Here is a 22,205-nt window from a genome sequence, read left to right on the forward strand (position 1 = left end):
GCCCGGAGGTTGGGACGTTCATCAGTCCCTCTTCTGGGCCAATCATTTGGGCTCTTTTTGATGTGACAATCCTAAAAAACAACCGCCCCGAAGGACGGCACAAGCGATTTTTCGTGTGTGAGGAAAAAATTTCGCTAAGTTCTGCTTATTTCTCACCTCACTATGGATAAGATTTTAAACGAAAAGCTCGGGCCATTGATTCCCCCAAGGGAGTGATGCCATACTGAACAGGTGTCATTGCGGGTTTGTGTTATAAGGAGAAGCTATGACCAGAGTCATGATTGTAGGAGCTGGGGGTGTCGGCAATGTTGTGGCCCACAAATGCGCCGCCCAGAACGACTTTAGCGAAATTTTGTTGGCGAGTCGTACCCAGGCCAAGTGCGACCAAATCGCCGCTCGTATCGGTTCTCCTAAACTTAAAACAGCGGCCCTTGACGCAGACCAAGTCAGTAATACCGTCAAATTACTGCGGGACTTTCAGCCAGAACTCTTAATTAATGTGGCCCTGCCTTACCAGGACTTGGCCTTGATGGATGCCTGTCTAGAAGCTGGGGTCCACTACCTCGACACCGCCAACTACGAACCCCCCGATGTGGCCAAGTTTGAATACCATTGGCAATGGGCCTACCAAGATAAATTTCAGCAAGCGGGCCTGACGGCTATACTGGGTTGTGGCTTTGACCCAGGCGTTACCGGCGTCTTTACGGCCCATGCCCTGAAGCACCATTTTGACGAAATTCACTACCTCGACATCGTGGATTGCAACGCGGGTAGCCATGGCCAGTCCTTTGCTACCAACTTCAACCCCGAAATCAATATCCGCGAAATTACCCAAAAGGGCCGCTACTACGAAAATGGCCAATGGGTTGAGATTGATCCCCTTTCCATTCATCGTCCCATTCCCTACCCTGAAATTGGGAACCGGGAATCCTACCTGCTTTACCACGAAGAACTGGAATCCCTAGCGAAAAATATCCCTGGTCTAAAACGGGCTCGTTTTTGGATGACCTTCTCCGAGGCCTACATTACCCATCTGCGCGTTCTTGAGGCCGTGGGCATGACCCGCATTGACGAAGTCGAATTCCAGGGCCAAAAAATCGTTCCCCTGCAATTCCTCAAAGCTGTTTTACCGGAACCGGCTTCTTTAGCTGAAAATTATTCTGGCCAGACTTCCATCGGTTGCCATATCCAAGGCCTCAAAGATGGCCAACCCAAGACCTACTACGTCTACAATAACTGCGACCATGCAGAATGTTACCGAGAAGTGGGTTCCCAGGCCATTTCCTACACCACTGGCGTACCGGCAGTGATTGGGGCCTTGATGGTAGTGCGGGGCCTGTGGAAAAAACCGGGAGTCTTTAATGTAGAAGAATGCGACCCGGATCCCTTCATGGCGTTGCTAGGCCCTCTAGGGTTGCCCTGGCATGAGGTGATCAATCAGCCGTCTCCCTTTGAGTACCCTTAAGTTTTTCAAAATTGGCTTCCCCTCTGATGGCTTATTTATCGTCAGAGGGACTTTTATTTGTGCTAGACAAGGAGCGACACAAACGATAGGATGATAGCGCTTTGAGTTTCTCTGCTCCCCGCTGGCCATGACCTCTGACCGTATTATTGTTCCCCTAGATGTCCCCAATCTGGAAGCGGCCATTACTCTGCTCAATGCCTTGCCGGAGGTCAGCTTTTGGAAAGTTGGACTAGAGCTTTTTGTCAGTACCGGGCCACAGATTTTAGAAATTTTAAAAGAGCGAGACAAGCGGATTTTTTTAGACCTCAAATTCCACGATATTCCCAACACTGTGATGCGGGCCTGCCGGGCGGCCAGTCGTTACCAAGTGGATTTACTAACCATCCATGCCACGGTGGGCCGCAGTGCCCTCAAGTTAGCGGCAGAGGCCCTGGCTCAAAGCCAATCCTCCACCCAATTAATTGCCATCACCCTGCTCACTAGCCTAATTTCTCGGGATCTGGCCTTTGACTTAAAGATCCCCCTAGAACTTCCAGACTATATTCTCCAAATGGCCCTGATGGCCCAGGAATCCGGCCTGCAAGGCGCGGTGTGTTCTCCCCAGGAAGTGGGACAACTACGCCAGGCCTGTCGTCCCGACTTTCTTTTGGTTTGTCCTGGTGTACGGCCACTGGGTAGCCAAACGGGCGACCAAGCCCGGGTGATGACCCCTAGAAAGGCCCTGGCGGCCGGGGCCGATTACCTGGTGATTGGTCGTCCTATTACTGCGGCCCCTTCGCCCCAACAAGCATGGGAAATGATTTGCCAGGAACTCGGTTAAGCTGGTCTGGTCTTCTCGTTGGCCTTACCCTCCTAGGGGCAATGGAATCTGACGCTTTACGGGCTCAACCTGTGGCACAGGCCTGCTCCCAACCGTTGCCGATTCTCGTTAACCGATTATTGGCCGACCTGCCAAGTTATGCGAATCGAGTGGCGCAACGTGACCGTTCTGAGGCATCTCCCCTGCGCAGTTATCTGCTCTTAGCCGGCCGGCCCATTTTTGAGCCGCTACCCCTGAATCAACAGCAGTTGCAGCCCCAAGGCCCTGATACAACCCAGCAAGTTTTTTTTACGACTCTAGAGCGTCAGTACAATAATCGCCAGATTAATACCCAGCAGAACTTTTACTGGGCCTTTTTTGTCCCGACCCAACAGGGATGGCAATTGGCCCTGCTCTACGCTCAACTCGCAGCCCGGCCACCTCAAAATCGGCCCTTACCGCCCCAATCTGCGGAAAATAGCGCCGTTGGTCGGGCCATTCAACTCTGGCTCCGGGATTGTCAGGCCGGGGTGTTAAAAGAGTCGATAGATCAAGGAATTGATAAAGCCCAGCAGTAGGGCTCCCATCAAGGCACTCCAAAATCCCCAGCGAAGGGAGAAGCCATCCACCAGAAAGGCTGCCAGGCCAAAAATAGCGGCATTAATGACCACAGAAAAGAGGCCAAAGGTTAAAAAAGTGAGGGGAAAGGCAAAAAAGGCGAGAACGGGCCGTACAAAGGCATTGAGTAGACCAAAAACTAGCGCGGAGATCAGCGCTTTCTTGAAGCTACTAATTTCTACCCCCGTCGGTAGCTTGGAAATGATGAAAAGGCTAACGGAGGTCACAAGCCAGGCCACTAAAAGTCCTAAAGGATTCATAATTTTAAATGGTTTATCATGAACAAGTCTGCCTCAACTATGGCAAAGGACTCACGTTTTGCCAAGCGTTGGCGAGGAAGCTCGATAGGGATCTGGGGTAATCCGATAGCGGGTGAGCCAATGATCGATGCGGCGCAGGGTTTGCAGGTCTTCTTCTGGTAGGGGCCAAGGGTCTTGAACAAGGCGCTGTTTATCAACGGATAATTGCTGTTCGAGAAACGCAAAGGCCTGACGGATATCCGTCGGGGTTACTGCCAAAGGGGCCGCAAAATGACAGGGAATTAGACGCTCTACCGGCCATTGACTGATTTGTTCAACCCAGGCCAAGGTGGTTTGGGGATAGCGATTTAGAATTAACTCCCGTAAAATGGGGGCTACCCGTAACTGGCCCTCTCCCCGCAGGCGCTGAAAGGTTTCTGGCCAATGGGTTTTCCACTGAAAAGGATACAGGCCAAAATAATTTTTGGCTCGGCGTTCCGGGGCCTGTCCTGCTTCTTGGAACACCTGTCCCCAATGGGGTATCTGGAGCGTACTAGCTTGGAAATATAGAGCAAAGAGACAGATCCGTTGCCATCCCTTTTGGCGCTGACTCGGTGTATCTGTGATAGTAGCTGGCCCAGTATCCTTGGCATGGAACAACAGGGGATAGGGATCGAGCTGAAGTATAGCTGGGGGATCTTCAGGAATCGAAATCAGGCTATCGGTGACCAACAGCGTCTGAGTTGGCCGGTGAAAAAATGCCACTTCCCCAAATTGGCCAAGGCGTAAATCCAGCGGGCCGAGAATACGGTAGTCAAATTCCGCAAAAAAGGGGGCCTGGCTGGGATCGGCGGGCAGTGTTTGGGTGCGACGGGAGGGAAAGCCGAGCCAGGCCAGGGGTAAATTCAGGGGAAAGCTCCACTGGCCCGGTGCCGTGTAGACTAGAGCCTGGGGAAAATGCCGGGCAAAAGGGCCAACAAAAACCTTATGTTCTAGGCCCGAAATGGTCGGCAAGATAATGTACTTGATCTTACCGTAGCGGTCAATCAATTCCTGGAGTAAGCGTCGGCATTCGAGGGTCGGAGCCACGGGGGCATACACCAACAGGCCCCCATCTTCCAGACGTACCACTGTCATCCGAATCGGCACCACCACATAAAAAATGCCCTGGAGTTGCTCAAAGGTCCAGATCCAATCCGGCACTACTTCCTGCCGTAGGGTTCGCTTCTGACCGTAGGGATAAATGGGAACCAGATACCAAAAAGGCCATGACCAATCCTGTTGGGGTTGGGAGGAGGACGCTGGAGATAACGCAGAATTTCCCGCCATGTTGAGCAACAAGCACCACAGAACACTAGGATCTAATCTACGTTGTTTCGGGGCCACCAGAGAGCTTAGCGTGGTCGGTGGGTTTTTCGTTTTCGTCGGAATTGGCGGCGGTAACGACTGACTAAAACATCACTGAGAGTATGGCCCATGGCTCCAATTTCTAGCCCCAGCACCAGCGCAATGAGTTCTTCGGGGTGTTGCTGGAGGGCCACAAAAATTTTTGCCAAACCCTGCTGGAGTAACATTCCTAGAGAAGGCCAAGCCAAGGCAACAACGGCAAGGAGTGGGCCTAATCCCAGGCCTATAAACAAGCCCAGGTAAAGCAGACGGAGTCCCGTGCCCACCATCAGGCCATGGGACCACAAGGAGCGGTGGCGGAACAGTCGACGGTAGGGAAGCCAAAGCCAGCGGAGATAACCCCAACGTCTATACTGCACCGAATGAATATCCAGATCTGGCCCAAACATCAGTCCGGCAAATAAGGTACTAATACCAGCAAGGCCCCCTAGGTGCCAACGCTGAGTCAGGACGTAACCACCAGTAACAACGGCAGGAAATAAGGCCCAGGTAATTCGGTCATGGGTTTTTCCCGACGGCATAAAATACTTGGCCTTTCTAAATTAAGGATGCTATTATAGCTAAGCACCGATGGGGGCGGTTAGCTCAGTTGGTAGAGCGCCTGCCTTACAAGCAGGATGTCACTGGTTCGAGTCCAGTACCGCCCATCTACAAGTTCTGGAACTAGCGGTGGTTAACCCCGGCCCACTCAATAGCGTAGTCTCGATAGAGATGATTGGCTTGCCCTACGTTAAGTTCCTGAATTCCCAGGGAAGAAAAAATCAAGCTGGCTCCCATCAGGGCCATGATGGCATTTTCAGAAAAGCTGACTAAGCCTAGGGGAGCCTTGGAATTACCACCAACGCAGGCACAATTTAAAGCCAGTTTATCCATATAGACCGCCTTAAACACTGATACGGTACCGCTGAGGCCCACGAGTAAGGAAGCAATCCCTGTGGCCAAGGGAACAATTCCCGATAGATAGCCTAAACCCAATAGCAATTCAAGGAAAGGATAGGCCTTGCCGTAGGGCTTGCATTGCTGGGTAATCAGATCATATTTCTCAAAGCTCTTGGCAAAGGCCTCAATATCCATCAACTTTAAGGATGCCAGCATCGAAAGGGAAATCCCCATGAAACCCGTCACCCCCAAAGATGTGGACAGGGCCATGAGCCCCGCCGTTGAAAAGAGGGCAATAACTGGCGTATAGGAATACTCTGCTTTTTCGGGATTGACCTGTAATAGTTGGGCCAGGTCGGCATAGCCTCCAATTCTGGTCTCGCCGAAGAAGATTTGCGGCGTGGTGACTACCTGATATTGGGCCTTAAATTGCACAACTTCTTCCTGGGAGGTTAGCTTAATATCCTCAAAGGGAATTCCCTGTTCTTGTAATAAATTAACTGCTTTCAGGCCCCAAGGACAGTCGTGGCCGGGCAGGGCCATGCGGTATACCTTGGCCGAGACAGCACTATCGGTTAAATGTTGACGAATTGCTTCCATTACCGTCACCTCTCTAGTAGAAGCTGAATGAATCTACTCTAGACTCTCTAGCTGACTGTAGAGTCAAGCAGCATCAGAACTAATTTTCAGAAAAATTTCTCCGATCCAAAGACTTGACTCTCTAGCAGACTGTATGGTTTACAGTAGGCTTATCTATCTATCTGGCTTGGGAAGAGAAAGACATGGTTACGCTCTTAAAAATTGGAGAGATCGCTAAAAAAACCGGTGTTTCCGTCGGCACCCTGCGCTACTACGAATCGTTGCAACTGTTGTCCCCCCTGGAGCGTGGGGAGAATAACTACCGCTACTATGGCCCTGAAACAATCCAACAAGTGGAATTTATTAAAAAAGCGCAATCCCTCGGCTTTTCTCTAGAGGAGGCCCGACAAATCCTAGCAGTGAAACAAAGTGGAGAACCGCCCTGTGAATTGGTTAAACAGTTATTGGCTCAGAAGATTACAGAGCTTGATCTCAAAATCCATCAGATGACTGTCTTTAAAGCTGAGTTGGAAAACTACGCAACTGAATGGCTGGCTATTGCAAGTCAGAACTCAGACGTCCAAAATGCCGTCTGTCCTTTAATCGCCTCCGTACTTGGATAGGTTTATTGAGTCGGAGAGGATAGCTTACGGATTTCCGAATAAAACGCACTATAGCTAAATTGGCCCCCTTGTTGAATCAAACAGGTGCGGAGCCGGAGATTCGGGCTCGCAAACCACAACCGTTCTTCAATACGAGTCTCTTGATCCTGGAGCCAGAGGGATAAACTTTCATCGGGGGCCAAAACATATTTTCCCTGCAGGGCCTGGCCCTTAACTGGCCCAAGGGCCAGGCGTAGGAGCGTTCCTTGGCCCGATTGTTCTGTAGGCACAAAAACATAGACGAGGCCTCCCGTTTGCTTTGGTTTTCCCCAATCGACTGAGGTATCCCAGTTCACTTTAACGGCCAATGGGGCTTCTGTCACCGGGATCTGATGTTGTTCTAGGGCCGCTTGGAAGTCAGGTTCAAGCTCAGTTAGAACCTCAATGGCCAATTCGGATTTATGATTTTCTGCCTGCTGTTGCTGAAAATTGTAGTGGGTGCGTTGGGAGAACCATTTGCCTTGCCAGGATGCTAGGTATGCTTGGAGTTCCATGAAAAATAGAGACCGAATTGACCAGATTCGACCTATTTTAGGGCATTTCGAGGCGTTCCAGGGAAAGGGTCGCCGCTTGGCTAACTTGGGGATGTTCATCCTTGGCGAGAAAGCGGAGGGCGGAGCGGCTTTGGTCAGTGGGGAGGTTACCCAGGGCCTCCGCCAGACGTTGACGAATCAACCAATCGTCAGAACTAGCAAATTTTAAAATGGCTTCTACGGTATCAACAGCCCGAATTTCCCCTAGGGCAGCAATGGCCGCTTGCTGGAGAACGGTTTCTTCGCTTTCCAGGGCCGCTAGGAGTACCTCTTTAGCTCGGATATCCTGGAGATTGCCTAGGGAAACGGCGGCACTAAAGCGTACCAGCCATTCCGTATCTTCATAGAAAGCTCGGCTGAGGGGTTCGAGGGCCCGATTGTCAGCGAGGTAACCCAAGGCCCCAGCCGCATCGGCCCGGATGCCGTAGTCAGGATCGGTTTCGAGTAGTTGAACCAAGATGGGATAGCACTCTTCCGTTTGCTTAATCCCTAGGGCAAAAACCGCCATGGAACGGACTTGTAGAATTTCATCGTTGAGGACTTTTTTAATTAGGGGCACAGCTTCTTCGCCAGAATAGGGCCGGAGCGAGGCCAGGGCAATCATCCGGTCTTTGGAATTGGGACTATCTAGCTGAGTGGCAATTTGCTCTAGGGTCAGGGGATTCATGAGAATGCTCAACATTTCTTTACATAAATCCTATTCTAACGATTTTCTTTCCTGGACTGGGTCGCTTTCCCTTCTCGAGGATAGGGGTCGGCTAAGATACGAATAAGGCTCCTGGTAGCGAGCTATTCTGTCCTGACCTGGCCATTCCTATGAGTAAATCCACCCACGCCCACCTGACCTTTTCCCTCTCCAAGGGTTTATCCTTTTCTGAAAAGGAACAAACGAAACGCCAGAAAGAATACTACATGGGCGCAAAACTCTTGGAAATTGGGGTTCAACCCCAGGCGGCTGTCTATCGCTGGTCTTTAGAAACCAATCCCCAGGAAGAAATTTGGACCTACAGTGCCTTTTGGGGAGAGTCGAAGGAACGCTTGCTATCAGGTCAGTATCCCCTAGAGGGCTCTGAACTGCTCGACTGTGCTCGAGCCAATGCCAACCAAGGCCTGGCTGTAACTGCTCAACTCTGTGGTTATGGTGAACACATTACACAGTTTGAAACTGCTTTACAGGAAGCGGCCCAACGGGCCGGCCTATCCCTTCAGTCTTTGACGGATTTACTACCTAAATCTGGCCAAGGACTGACCCTGGCCCCGGAAACGGATGCCTCGTTGTAGGGTTAGCCAATCACCCACAGGCCTTGGCGTCGCCATTGCTGTTCTCGGAGTGCTTCCTCGAGTTGGGTCGGGGCAATATAGCCGCAGCGTACCAATAGTTCCCCCAGTTTGAGGCGATAGGAATGCTGGAGTTCCACAGCTTCCAGAAGCTGGTATTCAGAAATTAACTTTTTTCTAATCAGGATTTGGCCAAGGCTATGGCAGGAGAGGGCTTGAGGATTTTGGGCTAAGGGAGAGCGGGTACAAAGAGCGCTAGTCATAGTGCTAAATCTCCTCAGTCGTTAACCAAGGTTATTAAGTCAATGGTCTAGAGAATTCAAAAAGTATCCGCTATCGTAAGGGCTGACTCTAATCTTTGAGAAGAGGCCAAGCCACTATTTACAAAAATTTATATTTCCTGCGTCGGGCGCAACGTCGTTCCCAGCGTATCAAGAGTAGTTCACTGTCGATATGCTTCCACGCTAAGCTAACCATTGGTTCACCGTATTTTGAAACAAGTGCATGGCTGGTCATAGTAAATGGGCAAATATCAAACGACAAAAGGCCCGGGTCGATGCTAAAAAGGGCAAGACCTTTACTCAACTCTCACGGGCCATCATTGTCGCGGCTCGTAACGGGCTACCGGATCCCGCTGGCAATTTTCAATTGAGAACGGCCATTGAAAAGGCCAAGGCTGCGGGGATTCCCAACGAGAATATCGAACGGGCCATCGCCAAGGGGGCCGGCACCTACGACAGTGGCGAAGCCAATTTTGAGGCTATTCGTTACGAAGGTTATGGCCCGGGGGGCATCGCCATCCTGGTCGAGGCTCTGACGGATAATCGCAACCGTACCGCTGCCGATCTCCGAGCCGCTTTTAGTAAAAAGGGCGGCAACCTCGGGGAAACGGGCTGTGTCAGCTGGATGTTTACTCAGAAAGGTGTGGTGCGTTTGAGTGGGACAGTCAGTGAAGAATCCCTGTTGGAGGCGGCCCTGGCCGGAGAAGCCGAAACCTACGAATGGCTAGATGAAGCGGAAGGGGGCGGCGTAGAATTATTTACCAATGTGGCGAATACGGAAAACCTAGTTCAGAGTCTCAAAAATGCTGGCTTGACGGTGGCCGAGAGTGAACTGCGCTGGATTCCCGAAAATATAGTAGAAGTGACAGATGAAGAGCAGGCCCAGGCCCTCTTAAAATTGGTTGATGTGTTAGAAAACCTGGATGATGTACAGTCTGTGACTACGAATTTTGAACTGGTGGAGGCCCTGCTCGGATTGGCTGAATAGCCATCAATGATTGCCAGTAAGCTTCGGTCCATGGTCGATAATAGAAAAATGTTGACCGAGGTAGTCACCCTGGACAACACCGATATCGTCATAGGAATTAAGTGTGCATGGGACTGCTAACCAAGGGCCTCGAAATTGAAATCTATACCGGCACCCCCCAAGGCCAGATCATCGGTTTATCCGACCGAATTGTGCAAGACCTAACGGGCTTTGTACGAGAACCCGATAGTCGCAACGTGGAATACACGACGGCCCCGTTTCAGAGCTATGACCGCTTACTCTGTGCTATTTTGCGTCCACGCCGTCAATTGCGTCAGTACCTAGCAAGCCTGGGTGACTATACTCTTATTCCCGGCAGTTGCCTTTCCCTCGGCGGTGGGCAAGTATTTTACCGCTCCGATCCACAAAATCCCTACCATAGCTACATTGAGCAGACCTACGGCCCGACGGTGGTGACGGCCAGTGTCCATATCAACATCGGTATTGCCGACCCAGAACACCTACTCCAGGCCTGTCGTCTAGTTCGTCTAGAAGCGCCGCTGTATCTGGCCCTGAGTGCCTCCTCTCCCTTCTTTGATGGCCGGGTGACGGGGGCCCATTCCAGTCGTTGGCAAGTCTTTCCCAAAACGCCGCCCCAAGTTCCCCTTTTTACCAGTCATGGCCACTTTATTGAGTGGACGGAACAACAATTGCAGTTGGGTACCATGCAGAATGTCCGTCATCTCTGGGCCTCGGTGCGGCCCAATGGCGATAACCGCCCCTATAATCTCAATCGGTTAGAACTCCGCATCTGTGATTTAGTTACTAATCCCCTCCATCTGCTGGCCATTGTGGCCCTCCTGGAAGCGCGTTTAATGCAACTGGCCCTTGACCCGAGCCTCGATCCTCTCCAGGCTAGTTCCTTAGCCCCGGACAGGTTGCTGGAATTAACGGATAAGAATGAGACCCTTGCCGCCCAATCCAGTTTGGACGCGACCTTATTCCATTGGCAGGATGGGCGTCCGATCCAGGCCCGAGACTGGATAGAAGAGCTGTATACATCGGTGTATCCTCTTGCCAAGGCCCAGGGCTTTAGTTGTTTTCTCTCTCCAGTACAGACTATCCTGCGTCAGGGCAACATGGCCCAGCAGTGGCTCCAGCAGTACCAGAAGGGGATTTCATTATCGGTTATTCTGCAACAGGCCATTTTCGATACAGAACAAGAAGAACAGCGCCTCGCCGAAGACCTCTGTCTCCCCGCCCTGGTGGCCTAAAATTGGCGGTCTATTTCAATAAAAATTCATAAATCCTGTCAGCTTGGAAAGCTGAATAAGTATTTTTTATAAGTTAGGGGGTAAAGATAAGTATTTTTCGGTAGGATAATTAGCTGAATTAATCACTCTGCTTCGATTGTCGCCATGGTACAGGTCGTTTTGGTTCATCCTCAAATTCCCCCCAATACAGGCAATATTGCCCGTACATGCGCTGCCACAGCCACCTCGTTACATTTAGTTGGCCCGCTAGGATTTGAGTTAAGTGACCGTTATCTGAAGCGAGCTGGCCTAGACTACTGGCCCCATGTCGATCTTCACTACTATCCTGACGTGGCAGCTTTTCTGGCTCATTGGCAAACGGTCGGAGGCAACCTGGTTGGCTTCAGTGTGAGGGGAACAGATAGTTATCTAGACTACGAATTCCAGGCAACGGATTGGCTGCTCTTTGGCAGTGAAAGTGATGGCCTGCCAGCAGAACTCCGGGCCCAATGCACTCATCTCCTCTACATTCCCATGCCTGCTGGTGCAGTGCGGAGTTTGAACTTGTCGGCGAGTGCCGCTATTGCTCTCTTTGAGGCCTATCGCCAGTTAAAGTACTTTGATTCATGAGTACAAAATCGGCTCATTGATAAGAAATTTCTATATTTCTGGTGCTTAATTTCGGTAGAGGCCTGATTATTATCTCTAATAGGCTTGAACTGGCTCTTGGCAGACGCCTTGCTTTCCTGGGAAATCGGTCAAATCTTTGGAGGCGGGGAAATTAGCCTGTTTCATAGAAACATTATTCTGTCAACTCCGTCTATTGCACAAGTTTGATTGGACACTGTCTAGATTGAGGTGACTCAGGGAGGCAAGGCCTAGACCCAGACTTGTCTAAATTGGGAAAGCAAGTTAATCTTTGCAGAGCAATTAATCCTGAGTATACCGACCAAATTAGTGCTCTTGTTCATTGGTTGCTTCCCTTTACTCTAGAACTGACCGTCGTGATCAACATCGGTCATTAGCGTGTTCAACGCTCGTTCACACACCAGGAGGTTCTTCTTGAAAGACATATTCAAACAGAAGGTCACACTGACTCCCTCATGCTTATCCGGATCAGCCGACAATTTATTGATGCCATTCGTGAAGGCCTCGGAAAGCTTGTTGACTGAAAGTGAGGGATATCGTCGAGTCCGCCGCTCCGCGGCTCTCCTCGGACTAGCTATCTCCATGAGTGCCTCTAGTCTCGTTCTTTCTCATCGAGCCAACGCAACGACAAGTACTGAAACCGAGACTGCAACTACTACCCTGGCCAAGCTATCGCTTTCCTCAACCCCTGAAGTCCCGAGTCTAGAACCGAAGCCCCCAGAAACCATAGCTGCTTCCAACTTGGCGCCACCTAGCCTCAAGTACCAAGTCCGAGCAGGAGAGACCATCTGGCAAATTAGCCAAGACTTCCATCTGAGCCCCGAACTCATTGCCGCCACGAATCAAATCACGACCGATACTCCACTAGTAGAAGGGCAGACGCTCAAAATTCCCTCCACAACCTCCCGCGTCCCTCTGCTTCCCCTTGCTTCAATCCCCCCTCTCCGTCCGACGCTGGTTAGTGCTTCGCCTCAATCACTTCCTGAGCCCCAACGATCCGAACCACAACCCCGCCAAGTTTCCAGTCATTCCCCCGTAGCTTTAGCTAGCCCGGCACCCGAAATTCAAGCCGAGGTAGCTGATGTCAGTCAGCCCATCCAAGTCATTCCGGCAGAAGCCCCCGTTTTGTCGGAAAAACTCCAGGCAGCAGCCCAGGAAGCCGGTATTTCTGTTCCTCCGGCCCCGGCCCCCATCTCGGAATTGAATCGGCCCGTGCCCATTTTTGTCCCTACTCCCGACGCTGCTATTCTACCGCCGAAGCAACCTAGGGCGGAGGTGACTCGTCTACCGGCACAATCTACTCCGCTACCTCCAGTGCTAGCCACTCCTCCTATACCTCGTAAGCCGGAATCCGAGTTGATCCCACGAACCCAAGAGCCCCCAGTAGCCTCCATTCCTCAACGACCCACTGTAACAGCCTTTAATCAGCCGATTAATATTCCCGTTATTCCCCCAGAAACCTCAACTGTCCGCTCCCAAGCAATGGCATCTCCTCAACTGGTGCCCCAGGGGAGTTCGGCCCCCGCAGCGACCTTAACCTATCAGGTCAAACCGGGAGATACGATTAATTACATTGCCCGTCAGCACGGACTCAAACCAGAGGCAATCCTACGGGCTAACAGCATTGATAACCCTAATTTAATTCAAGTTAACCAGACTCTGGTGATCCCTCAGCACCAAGTCGCAGTCGCTCCAGCTCCTGCCCTGCCTCGTCTGGTCACACCTACAGCGACGTCCCAGTCCAGGACTCCCCGCACCACGGTGGGTTTACTGCCGGATGTTGCTGTCCAACCGACAGTGACGACAACCGAGAATCCTTTAGCCCAGGAAACCCAACGGCTGAAAGCTGAGGTGGCCCAACTCCCATCCTCCAGCCAACACCAGGCAGCTACTCCAGGGGCGATTCCATTGACGGTGGAGCCAGCTAGTCAAGAATCTTTAGATGCCTATGATATCAATCCCCAGTGGAATGCTCAGCGTCAACCGTCCCAGAGCAACCGCTCCCTGCCCAGGGGCTTTACGGCACCCCGCACAGCCCTAGAGCAAATTCAACGCAACTATGGCGCCCGTTCCAATGCTCGAAATCTTGAGGACTCCCAAATTGTTGGCGCTGCACCGGTTTCACCAGAAGAATACAATGATGAACTCCAATTGCCTGTCGGCATTGAAGTTAGCCCTGAATTTCCAGAGTCACCAAAGGAATTTACGGGTTATATCTGGCCCGCTAAGGGAGTGTTGACCTCTGGTTTTGGCCGTCGTTGGGGCCGTCCCCACCGAGGTATTGATATCGCAGCCCCCATTGGCACACCAATTATGGCCGCCGCCCCCGGCGAAGTTATTTTTGCTGGCTGGAATTCTGGTGGGTTTGGAAACTTAGTTAAAATTCGCCATGCTGATGGTAGTGTGACCTACTACGGTCATACCAATCGCGTTTTGGTTCGCACCGGCGAGCTTGTTCAACAGGGCCAACAAGTCGCAGAGATGGGAAGTACGGGACGAAGCACCGGCCCCCACCTCCACTTCGAGATTCGTCCCGATGGAAAAACAGCGGTCAATCCAATAGCCATGCTTCCCCAGAGACGCTGATTAATTTCTAATTTCTGGGGGGCGATGACCCTGTCAAAGATGGGCTGCACGTCCCTCTCTGTAGCAAGAAGACGCTTGTGGCCTTGTCAATCCCTCGTCCATGATCCCTAGCTATTTGAGCTGAATGAGCTGGATAGGATAGGGGGCTAGGGATTTTAGCCCAACGGAGGTTAATAATTCCTGCCATTCCTGGGGTTGGGTGGACTGCAAAGGAGCTAGGGCCTGCAGAGTATCCTGCCAGATTTGCTGGTTAGCATAGAATTGGGCCTGATCTAGGGGGGTTTTTGCCTGGGCCAATTGGCTTTTGAGGGTTGGTGCTATTTCTACCCGTCTTAGATTAGCTTCAACATAATCAGTTTTGCCCTGACAGCTAATGGAAAACTGCCAAGTATAGGATTGATTAAAATCTAGGGAGACAGACGTTGGCAGAGCAAGGTTCAAAATACTCGCTTGACTAGGGAGCTTGACCGTACTTTCATAGACTTCCCGACCTTGGGCATCAACGAGGAGCACTTGTCCTTCCTCTAAAGTGGTTGTGGGGACATAGACAAAGAGATGGGGATTACTGGTCGTTGTTAACGATTCCACTTCTGGGGCTATGACCTGGAGTTGCGTTGGCCCCAAACAACTACTGCCTCGGGTTCCGGCTCCACTAGTTGCGGTGGGGGCGCCCCGTTCTGCGGAAGTAGGAAATTTCAGACTCAGCCATACTTCATTTGTACCCGGGGAAGCCAGAAGCATTGGCGTCCAAATTCCCCAGGCGGCCAGGGCCAAGCCGATAGATTTTGTCAACATACAAACTTTGACCTATGGTTGAGAGAATGTCTGCTCTGCTTCAATCTTAGCGACTTCATTCCGCAATTGTGACTCCGGGGGGGGCGACTCTAAAATTGGCATAACTAGAGGCCGAAACTGTTCCAGCAGAGCTGGTTGGCTAGCGGTCAGACAGGGAACCGGATAATGGCCGTAGTCCCGGCCGACCTGAAGGGGAAAGATAGAACCTGAACCGAGGAAGAGAAAACTGCCCCCGGCGGCCCGTAAAATGGGCCAGGCCCCGGCAATATCCCAAATTTTAGGCGTTTTTTCTGCTCCCCCCAGGGCCGTTCCTGCCGCCACCAGCAAGATATTGTAGCTAGCAACGCCCATCAAGCGAAATTTACAGGGAAAGGGCTTGACCATGATGGCCATACTCCGGGCACAGAGATTAAAGAGATGGTTGGAGCTGGGTTGATCAGTACTCACGTGGATCGGCTCTCCATTGAGATAGGCCCCCGTCGGCCCTGTCAGGCCACTGCCTTGGAACCAGTAGCCCCAAAACGATTGCTGAAGCAGGGGAAAATGAACAAAACCAAAGACGGGAGTACCACGGTAGAGCAGGCCCAGGGAAATGCCCCAAATGGGAATTCCCCTCGTAAAATTGGTGGTTCCATCAATGGGATCGATGACCCAACACCAATCGTTAGCCGGGAAAATATGACTGGTTTCTTCCGTCAATAGGCCATGGGTAGGGAAGCGTTGGCTCAAGCGGAGTCGGAGTTCCTGGTCTGTCCATTGGTCGGCCTCAGTGACCAAGCTTCCATCTTGCTTTCGGTCGGCGACGACCTTGGCAAATTTAGTGGCAAGAAAAAGGGCAAGCTCCGCCGTTGTGTGTTGACAAAACTCGAGAACCTCCGGCCAGTGCATCTCCATAGCGAATTCATTGGTATAGTAAAGGACAGCCCATCCCCCAGGATACCGCTATCGTCCCCCTTTAGGAATTTCCCGTGACCCAGGTTCGGTTCCCTCGGCTAGTACTTTCACCTCGTTTTATTGCTCAAGTCTTGGGGCAACTCGCCCGGGAAGGTAGTCTACTGGTGCAGCAGCCTAGCCTAAAAAAATGGGGACGCTGGAGTCTGGCATCCTTAGCCGCAACGTTAATGTGGGATGTGGATTGGCCGGTTACCCTTGCCACAGCCAGCGGTATGGTCAGTGTAGCGGTGATTTATCTTATCCTTAATTCCTCTTGGCGGTCTGACTGGCGACGCTGGTTAAATCTAGCTCACACCCATCAGGGGCAATTGGCCCTCGCGGCCGCTGGCGGTGGTCTGGTTGCCCTTGGTAGTTACGGGGCTGCGATGGTCTGGAGCCATAGCAGTGACCGTTGGTTGGCCACAGCCATTCTGCTGGAGGGAATGGCCACCTTAACAACCTTGGGTTTATTGGCCTGGCAGATCACGCAACAACGCTCCCAAAGGCATCACCAGCAATGGGAACAGTTACTTCTCCAATTGGCCCAGGGCGACCGTCTCCAACGTTTGATTATTATTCGCCAATTGGGCAAGCGGCTCCAGCAAGGGCAACTGAGTGAAACCGAACAAGCCGAACTGCAAGATTATTTTCAACTGCTATGGAGCCAGGAAACCGATCCCCGGATTCGTCAGGCCCTGTTGGATTATTTTCCTGTTTCTCCTGTTCCTGTCCCGATTCCCCGGATCTTAAACCGTCAACTAGCCGATAAAGTTATCCTAGGGGAGTAGTTGCAGGCCATTGAGAAAGGCCCGGCTGGCTCGTTCCTGTTGATCAGAACCGGTGAAGCGAATTCCTATCACGTAGGCCCGGTCTTGCACCAAATAGGCCCGGAAAATAATGGTTTCTTCAGCACTGCGAAAGGTTAACTCCCGGCCTGGATACTGATCGAGGTTAACCCGGCGATTGTTGGTAAGTTTAAATTGGTCGGAGGGCGCTACCTTTTGCTGGAGGGCATCCAGTAAAATTAGGGGATTTTTGACCTGTTGGGGAGTAAGGTTGGGCGCATAACCCGCTACATAGCGACGATCGGCTTGACTAGAATCTAAGGTTTGAAAATTCAGATCACCAAGGCTAGTCGTTAGGGCCACATCTTCCCGGCTAAGGACGCCAGGGGGCATCCAGAAGGATACTCCCCCTTGACGAAACACAACCAATTGCCAAGCATTGGAGCGTTCTCTTGTAGGAATAATCCCATCGGGAGGTGAACGGAACCACAGGGTATCGTCAGACCGCAAGCGGCCCGTTTCAAAGAAACTTTGTCTATTTTGGTTAACCGATTGGGCCTGGGAAGGGGAGGTCAGGCCCAAGATTCCAGACAGAAGAGCGAGAACCAGCAAAAATGTTTTCATTCCAGATTTTATATTGGCAATTGAGGCTACCCCAGCCGGGGATCAGAGGTTGTGGGGGCTAACAGACAGCAACAGGGGCCTGGCGACGGAAAAAAGTTTTCAGGACATCATCAGCCATTTGTGGTGGAGTCAGGCCCAGATCTGCCATGGATTCTGCCGGTGTCGCATGATCCACCAGGATGTCGGGAACCCCTAGGCGTTTGACTGGCACTAATACCTGATGATCCAGTAGGGCTTCGGCGACGGCCGAGCCAAACCCGCCCATCAGACAACCTTCTTCTAGGGTGACAACCTTGCCGATCCGCTCAGCGAGGGGAACAATCAAGTCCGTATCTAGGGGTTTGACAAAACGAGCATTGACAACAGTGGCCTGGATGCCGTGTTCACCGAGAATTTCCGCCACCTGCAGGGCCGGATAGACCATTGAGCCGTAGCCCAACAGGAGCACATCATCGCCGTGACGAAGAATTTCTCCCTTGCCAATCTCCAGACCTTCCCAACCCTCTTCCATCAAGGGCACTCCGATGCCATTGCCCCGAGGGTAGCGCATGGCAATGGGGCCAGCGGTATAGTTCACCCCCGTCACCAGCATTCGCTGGAGTTCGGCTTCATCTTTGGGGGCCATGATCGTTAGGTTGGGAATACAGCGTAGGTAGGCAATATCGTACATGCCCTGGTGGGTCGGCCCGTCGGCGCCGACAATGCCAGCCCGATCCATACAGATAAAGACCGGCAGGTTTTGAATACAGACATCGTGGATGACTTGGTCGTAGGCCCGTTGCAGAAAGGTCGAATAGATAGCGACGACTGGCCGAATCCCTTCACAGGCCAGGCCCGCCGCTAGGGTGACGGCGTGCTGTTCTGCAATGCCGACATCAATATATTGCTGAGGTAATTTGGCTTGAAGTTTATCCAGGCCCGTTCCGGTGGCCATGGCGGCGGTAATGCCCATAATGCGGGGATTTTCTTCCGCTAATTTCGTTAGGGTGTGGGCAAAAACCTTGGAATAACTGGGGGGCTTAGGCTTGCTGGAAGGGTAGGCCTTACCGGTAGACAGATTGAAAGGACTCTGGGCGTGATACCCCACTTGGTCTTTTTCCGCTAGGTCGTAACCCTTGCCCTTCACTGTTGCCACATGAACAAGAACCGGGCCATGGACTTTTTGGGCCTGCTTAAAGGTATCGATGAGCTCTTGGAGGTTATGGCCATCAATGGGGCCAAAGTAGGTAAAGCCCAATTCTTCAATCACGGCGCCCACCTTGGACACTGCCAGACGCTTCATGCCTTCCCGCAGGCGTTCCATTTCCGGGCTGAGGGAATCGCCGAAGAAAGGCAAATGTTTGAATTGCTCCTCCAGATTGTCGGCTAAATTTTGAACAGCGGGGTTGAGGCGGACTTTGTTCAAGTAGCGAGAAATGGCCCCCACGTTGGGAGAAATGGACATTTCGTTATCGTTCAATACCACCATTAGGTTGGTGTGGGGCAGATGGCCAGCATGGTTAATGGCTTCCAGGGCCATGCCCCCCGTCAGGGCACCATCACCAATAATCGAGACCACTTTAAAATCTTCCCCCTTGGCATCCCGCGCCAGGGCCATTCCCAGTCCAGCAGAAATACTGGTGGAGGCGTGGCCGGCTCCAAAATGGTCGAACTGACTTTCACATCGCTTGAGGTAGCCTGCAATGCCATCCTTTTGTCGGAGGGTATGGAAGCGATCATAGCGTCCCGTTAATAGCTTGTGGGGATAGGCCTGGTGGCCCACATCCCAGATGACCTTATCTTGATCGAGGTCTAGGGTGTAGTAGAGGGCAATGGTTAACTCCACCACGCCCAGACCAGGGCCTAAATGCCCCCCACTGGTAGCGACGGTTTGCAGATGTTTCTCGCGGATTTGACGAGCAATCTCCTCCAGTTGCCGGATTGACAGCCCATGTAACTGGTTAGGATGGGTCAGTTCGCTTATGTGCATAGGGAAATTACTATAGATGGATTTTGTGTGGGTTATTTCTCACTGTAGTCTATTTTTTCGCCCGGTTTCGACCCTGGAGGAATCGTTTAGGCTAGCAGTTTTCGGACATCGGTCACTCGCCCCGTCACTGCCGCCGCCACTACCATAGCGGGACTCATCAGTAGGGTGCGCCCTGTCGCAGAACCTTGACGACCCTTGAAGTTGCGGTTAGAAGACGAAGCGCTGATCTGATTCCCCTGGAGTTTATCGGGGTTCATGGCCAAGCACATAGAACAACCCGCCTCGCGCCATTCAAAGCCGGCTTGCTTAAAAATCTGGTCAAGGCCCTCGGCTTCAGCGGCCTGTTTAACCCGTTCTGAACCGGGCACAATAAATGCCTTGACGCCTGGTGCGACCTGACGGCCCTGGGCCAACTTGGCGGCTTCCTGGAGGTCACTCAGACGGCCGTTGGTACAACTACCCACAAAACAAACATCAATGGGGATTCCCTTCAGGGACTGGCCCGGTTGGAGTTGCATATACTGATAGGCCTCCTGAGCAATGGCCCGTTGCTCGGGGTCGAGACTCTCCGGGCTAGGAATGGGTTCACTAATACCAATGCCCTGGCCAGGGGTAATGCCCCAAGTGACCGTGGGTTCAATCTCGCTGGCTTCAAAGCGCACCACGTCGTCGTAAACCGCATCGACGTCACTGGCTAGGCCCTGCCACCAGGCCACCGCTTTATCCCAGTCCTGGCCACGAGGGGCAAAGTCTCGATCCTTGAGGTAGGCAAAGGTGATGGCGTCGGGATTGACGTAGCCACAACGGGCGCCCCCTTCAATGGACATATTACAAACCGTCATCCGTTCTTCCATGGTCATGGCCGCAAAAGTAGAGCCAGCGTATTCATAGGCGTACCCCACCCCGCCGTTTACCCCTAGTTTACGGATAATGTGCAAAATCACATCTTTGGCATAAACGCCGGGGGCCAGCGGGCCATTCACTTCAATTTTGCGTACCTTGAGCTTAGCCAAGGCCAGGGTCTGGGAAGCTAGCACATCCCGCACTTGAGACGTCCCAATGCCCAAAGCAATCGCTCCAAAGGCCCCGTGGGTGGAGGTATGGGAATCACCACAGGCAATGGTCATGCCGGGTTGGGTTAGGCCCTGTTCTGGGGCAATGACGTGGACAATGCCTTGGCTACCGGAACCGATGTTATAGAAGCGAATCCCCTGTTCTTGAACATTGCGCTCCAGGGCCTGGATCATTTCTTCCGCTAAACCGTCTTGGAAGGGCCGGGCCTGGTTCTCGGTGGGAACAATGTGGTCTACCGTGGCCACAGTCCGTTCTGGGTACAAAACTTTTAGGCCCCGCTCCCGGAGCATGGCAAAGGCCTGGGGACTGGTCACTTCATGGATCAGGTGTAGGCCAATGAACAGTTGGGTCTGGCCCGAGGGGAGGGTCTGGACGGTATGCAAATCCCAAACTTTATCAAACAAGGTTCTTTCACTCATCATCCCTCTCCCTAACACGGTGTGGCGATACTCGGCTTCTTATTTTAGCGGTTTCCGGGAACCTCCGGGCACGGTGACTGCCAAGCCCGGGCTTGGTTGAGGGAAAGGGGCTTAGCAAACAGATAACCCTGGCCATAGGCACAGCCCATCTCCGCCAAAAGACTGGCCTGAGCCAGGGTCTCGACCCCTTCCGCTACCACGGTCATACCCAGGGCCGCCGCTAAATTGATCACCGCTTGACAAATACTGCGGCTATTGCTGTGGTGTTCCAGACCTTGAACAAAGGATTTATCGATCTTGACTGTATCCAGTTTGTATTCATTGAGATATTGCAGGCTGGAGTAACCCGTGCCAAAGTCATCTAACGCCAACAAAAAGCCCTCCTGACGACAAGCTTGTACCCAATGCATGGCCATATCTCGATTGAAGAGGGCCCGTTCTAGAATTTCCAATTTGATCTGCTGGGGTTTAACACCTAATGTTTTTGCCGTCTCCAATAGGCCGGGGACAAAATCTCCTCCTTCAATTTGACGACTGGCAATATTGAAACTCATGAACAAGGGATGAGCATGCTGGGTCTGGAGTTGCTTTAGGTCGGTTAGGCCCTGTTGAATCACCCATTGCCCCAGGGGAATAATCAGCGAAGTGGCCTCGGCCAGGGGAATAAAAATATCGGGACGAATCAAGCCTCGCCGAGGACTCTGCCAACGGATCAGGGCCTCGAAGCCTTCCAGGCGGTTTGTCCGTAAATTAACAATGGGTTGGTAGGCCAAGCTAAATTGCCCTTGGTGGAGGGCCTCCCGTAACTCTCCTTCCATGCGAATCAGATCCACGGCTTCACCAATGCGGGCCGATAAACTCTGTTCTGCTTCAGCCGCGGGATAGAGGGTTAGAGATTGTTCCGGCTTGGCCCCGCGGAAATGGGTGGTTTCTGACCGAAAATAGCGTAAAACGACCAGAAGTAATAGACGGAGAATTGGATCTGCTTCCTGGATGCGTTGTTTAACTTGCTCGTTGGTGACCACCATGAGCAAACAATCCGTCTGGGCCGTTGCCGAGGCGGAACGCGGCTTTTGATCCACCAGGGCCAATTCCCCAAAGAGACTGCCCTTGCTCAGCACATTGAGCACTAGCCTTTGGCCCTGTACTGTTGTCCAGATCTCGACTTCTCCTTCTTCGATGATGTAGGCAAAGTCCCCCACTTCCCCTTCTCGGAAGATAGTATCCCCCGCTTTGAAAGGGCGGACGGGAAGGGACTGGAGTAATGAGTAGGGCATGGCAAACGGTTTTGAGCAGGATTCTAGAAAAGTGAGGTAAAAACGAGCGAGTCGGGCAGCTTCGATGAGTTTACGATAGCCTATCGACTGGAGGGATCAGTTAAGGTGAAAGATGTAGATCTCTAACGTTAGATC

23 protein-coding genes and 1 tRNA gene are annotated in these 22,205 nt (G+C 52.1%); 11 read left to right on the forward strand and 13 right to left on the reverse strand.

Features of this window, described 5'->3' with window-relative positions:
• Positions 1–265 precede the first annotated feature (265 nt).
• The 3 genes from ABXS88_RS03345 to ABXS88_RS03355 all read left to right on the forward strand — a co-directional run bounded on the left by ABXS88_RS03345 (position 266) and on the right by ABXS88_RS03355 (position 2,842).
• A complete protein-coding gene (locus tag ABXS88_RS03345) occupies positions 266–1,465 on the forward strand; it encodes a saccharopine dehydrogenase family protein (RefSeq protein WP_353673778.1) in 1,200 nt (399 codons plus the stop codon).
• Positions 1,466–1,592: 127 nt separating this feature from the next.
• Positions 1,593–2,285: an orotidine-5'-phosphate decarboxylase gene (pyrF, locus tag ABXS88_RS03350; RefSeq protein ID WP_353673779.1), complete on the forward strand. Its 693-nt coding sequence runs from the start codon at positions 1,593–1,595 to the stop codon at positions 2,283–2,285.
• 41 nt (positions 2,286–2,326) lie between these two features.
• Positions 2,327–2,842, forward strand: coding sequence for a hypothetical protein (locus ABXS88_RS03355; protein WP_353673780.1), 516 nt, complete (start codon positions 2,327–2,329; stop codon positions 2,840–2,842).
• On the opposite strand, the gene ABXS88_RS03360 is transcribed toward ABXS88_RS03355, so the two are convergent.
• The 3 genes from ABXS88_RS03360 to ABXS88_RS03370 form a co-directional block, all read right to left on the reverse strand.
• Positions 2,798–3,142, reverse strand: a complete 345-nt coding sequence (locus ABXS88_RS03360; protein ID WP_353673781.1) for a phage holin family protein — start codon at positions 3,140–3,142, stop codon at positions 2,798–2,800. The two genes, ABXS88_RS03355 and ABXS88_RS03360, sit on opposite strands and share 45 nt — an antisense overlap.
• A 51-nt stretch (positions 3,143–3,193) precedes the next feature.
• On the reverse strand, positions 3,194–4,450 hold the full coding sequence (locus ABXS88_RS03365) for a DUF4336 domain-containing protein (protein ID WP_353673782.1): 1,257 nt from the start codon (positions 4,448–4,450) through the stop codon (positions 3,194–3,196).
• A 65-nt stretch (positions 4,451–4,515) separates the two neighbouring features.
• The gene (locus ABXS88_RS03370; RefSeq protein ID WP_353673783.1) at positions 4,516–5,049 is read right to left on the reverse strand and encodes a metal-binding protein; all 534 of its coding nucleotides are present in this window, start codon (positions 5,047–5,049) and stop codon (positions 4,516–4,518) included.
• 53 nt (positions 5,050–5,102) lie between these two features.
• On the opposite strand from ABXS88_RS03370, the gene ABXS88_RS03375 reads away from it, so the two are divergent.
• Positions 5,103–5,175, forward strand: a tRNA-Val gene (locus tag ABXS88_RS03375).
• A 16-nt stretch (positions 5,176–5,191) separates the two neighbouring features.
• On the opposite strand, the gene ABXS88_RS03380 is transcribed toward ABXS88_RS03375, so the two are convergent.
• Entirely contained in the window at positions 5,192–6,007 is an 816-nt protein-coding gene (locus ABXS88_RS03380) for a glutaredoxin (RefSeq protein WP_353673784.1), read from the reverse strand.
• A 182-nt stretch (positions 6,008–6,189) separates the two neighbouring features.
• On the opposite strand from ABXS88_RS03380, the gene ABXS88_RS03385 reads away from it, so the two are divergent.
• On the forward strand, positions 6,190–6,609 hold the full coding sequence (locus tag ABXS88_RS03385) for a heavy metal-responsive transcriptional regulator (RefSeq protein ID WP_353673785.1): 420 nt from the start codon (positions 6,190–6,192) through the stop codon (positions 6,607–6,609).
• A gap of 2 nt (positions 6,610–6,611) precedes the next feature.
• Here ABXS88_RS03385 and ABXS88_RS03390 read toward each other — a convergent pair whose 3' ends face one another.
• Both ABXS88_RS03390 and ABXS88_RS03395 read right to left on the reverse strand, forming a co-directional pair.
• Positions 6,612–7,142 (reverse strand): phycobiliprotein lyase, encoded by a 531-nt coding sequence (locus ABXS88_RS03390; RefSeq protein ID WP_353673786.1) that lies wholly within the window; start codon positions 7,140–7,142, stop codon positions 6,612–6,614.
• 37 nt (positions 7,143–7,179) lie between these two features.
• A complete protein-coding gene (locus tag ABXS88_RS03395; RefSeq protein ID WP_353674770.1) occupies positions 7,180–7,848 on the reverse strand; it encodes a HEAT repeat domain-containing protein in 669 nt (222 codons plus the stop codon).
• A gap of 149 nt (positions 7,849–7,997) precedes the next feature.
• Between ABXS88_RS03395 and ABXS88_RS03400 the strand changes: the two genes are divergently transcribed.
• Complete coding sequence (locus tag ABXS88_RS03400; RefSeq protein ID WP_353673787.1) at positions 7,998–8,462, forward strand: hypothetical protein; 465 nt, start codon at positions 7,998–8,000, stop codon at positions 8,460–8,462.
• Positions 8,463–8,464: 2 nt separating this feature from the next.
• On the opposite strand, the gene ABXS88_RS03405 is transcribed toward ABXS88_RS03400, so the two are convergent.
• Entirely contained in the window at positions 8,465–8,722 is a 258-nt protein-coding gene (locus ABXS88_RS03405) for a hypothetical protein (RefSeq protein WP_353673788.1), read from the reverse strand.
• A 241-nt stretch (positions 8,723–8,963) separates the two neighbouring features.
• Between ABXS88_RS03405 and ABXS88_RS03410 the strand changes: the two genes are divergently transcribed.
• The 4 genes from ABXS88_RS03410 to ABXS88_RS03425 all read left to right on the forward strand — a co-directional run bounded on the left by ABXS88_RS03410 (position 8,964) and on the right by ABXS88_RS03425 (position 14,194).
• Entirely contained in the window at positions 8,964–9,728 is a 765-nt protein-coding gene (locus tag ABXS88_RS03410) for a YebC/PmpR family DNA-binding transcriptional regulator (RefSeq protein WP_353673789.1), read from the forward strand.
• 107 nt (positions 9,729–9,835) lie between these two features.
• Positions 9,836–10,981 (forward strand): glutamate--cysteine ligase, encoded by a 1,146-nt coding sequence (gene gshA, locus ABXS88_RS03415; protein WP_353673790.1) that lies wholly within the window; start codon positions 9,836–9,838, stop codon positions 10,979–10,981.
• A 144-nt stretch (positions 10,982–11,125) separates the two neighbouring features.
• Positions 11,126–11,590: a tRNA (cytidine(34)-2'-O)-methyltransferase gene (locus ABXS88_RS03420; protein WP_353673791.1), complete on the forward strand. Its 465-nt coding sequence runs from the start codon at positions 11,126–11,128 to the stop codon at positions 11,588–11,590.
• Between the two features lie 504 nt (positions 11,591–12,094).
• Positions 12,095–14,194: a peptidoglycan DD-metalloendopeptidase family protein gene (locus ABXS88_RS03425; protein ID WP_353673792.1), complete on the forward strand. Its 2,100-nt coding sequence runs from the start codon at positions 12,095–12,097 to the stop codon at positions 14,192–14,194.
• Between the two features lie 111 nt (positions 14,195–14,305).
• Here the strand turns inward: ABXS88_RS03425 and ABXS88_RS03430 are convergent, their stop codons facing one another.
• On the reverse strand, positions 14,306–14,989 hold the full coding sequence (locus ABXS88_RS03430; protein WP_353673793.1) for a DUF928 domain-containing protein: 684 nt from the start codon (positions 14,987–14,989) through the stop codon (positions 14,306–14,308).
• A gap of 12 nt (positions 14,990–15,001) precedes the next feature.
• Positions 15,002–15,883, reverse strand: coding sequence for an inositol monophosphatase family protein (locus tag ABXS88_RS03435; protein ID WP_353673794.1), 882 nt, complete (start codon positions 15,881–15,883; stop codon positions 15,002–15,004).
• Between the two features lie 74 nt (positions 15,884–15,957).
• On the opposite strand from ABXS88_RS03435, the gene ABXS88_RS03440 reads away from it, so the two are divergent.
• On the forward strand, positions 15,958–16,710 hold the full coding sequence (locus ABXS88_RS03440; protein ID WP_353673795.1) for a hypothetical protein: 753 nt from the start codon (positions 15,958–15,960) through the stop codon (positions 16,708–16,710).
• Here ABXS88_RS03440 and ABXS88_RS03445 read toward each other — a convergent pair.
• The 4 genes from ABXS88_RS03445 to ABXS88_RS03460 form a co-directional block, all read right to left on the reverse strand.
• Positions 16,699–17,331 carry a hypothetical protein gene (locus ABXS88_RS03445; protein WP_353673796.1) on the reverse strand — a complete coding sequence of 211 codons (633 nt, stop codon included), beginning with the start codon at positions 17,329–17,331 and terminating at the stop codon, positions 16,699–16,701. The genes ABXS88_RS03440 and ABXS88_RS03445 overlap by 12 nt on opposite strands.
• Before the next feature lie 58 nt (positions 17,332–17,389).
• Complete coding sequence (gene dxs, locus ABXS88_RS03450; RefSeq protein WP_353673797.1) at positions 17,390–19,300, reverse strand: 1-deoxy-D-xylulose-5-phosphate synthase; 1,911 nt, start codon at positions 19,298–19,300, stop codon at positions 17,390–17,392.
• Positions 19,301–19,386: 86 nt separating this feature from the next.
• Positions 19,387–20,793 (reverse strand): 3-isopropylmalate dehydratase large subunit, encoded by a 1,407-nt coding sequence (gene leuC, locus ABXS88_RS03455; protein ID WP_353674771.1) that lies wholly within the window; start codon positions 20,791–20,793, stop codon positions 19,387–19,389.
• Positions 20,794–20,837: 44 nt separating this feature from the next.
• The gene (locus ABXS88_RS03460; RefSeq protein WP_353673798.1) at positions 20,838–22,070 is read right to left on the reverse strand and encodes an EAL domain-containing protein; all 1,233 of its coding nucleotides are present in this window, start codon (positions 22,068–22,070) and stop codon (positions 20,838–20,840) included.
• Positions 22,071–22,205: the final 135 nt, after the last annotated feature.

Origin of the sequence: Synechocystis sp. LKSZ1 (assembly GCF_040436315.1) — a bacterium.
In the GTDB taxonomy this organism is placed as follows: Bacteria; Cyanobacteriota; Cyanobacteriia; order Cyanobacteriales; family Microcystaceae; genus Synechocystis.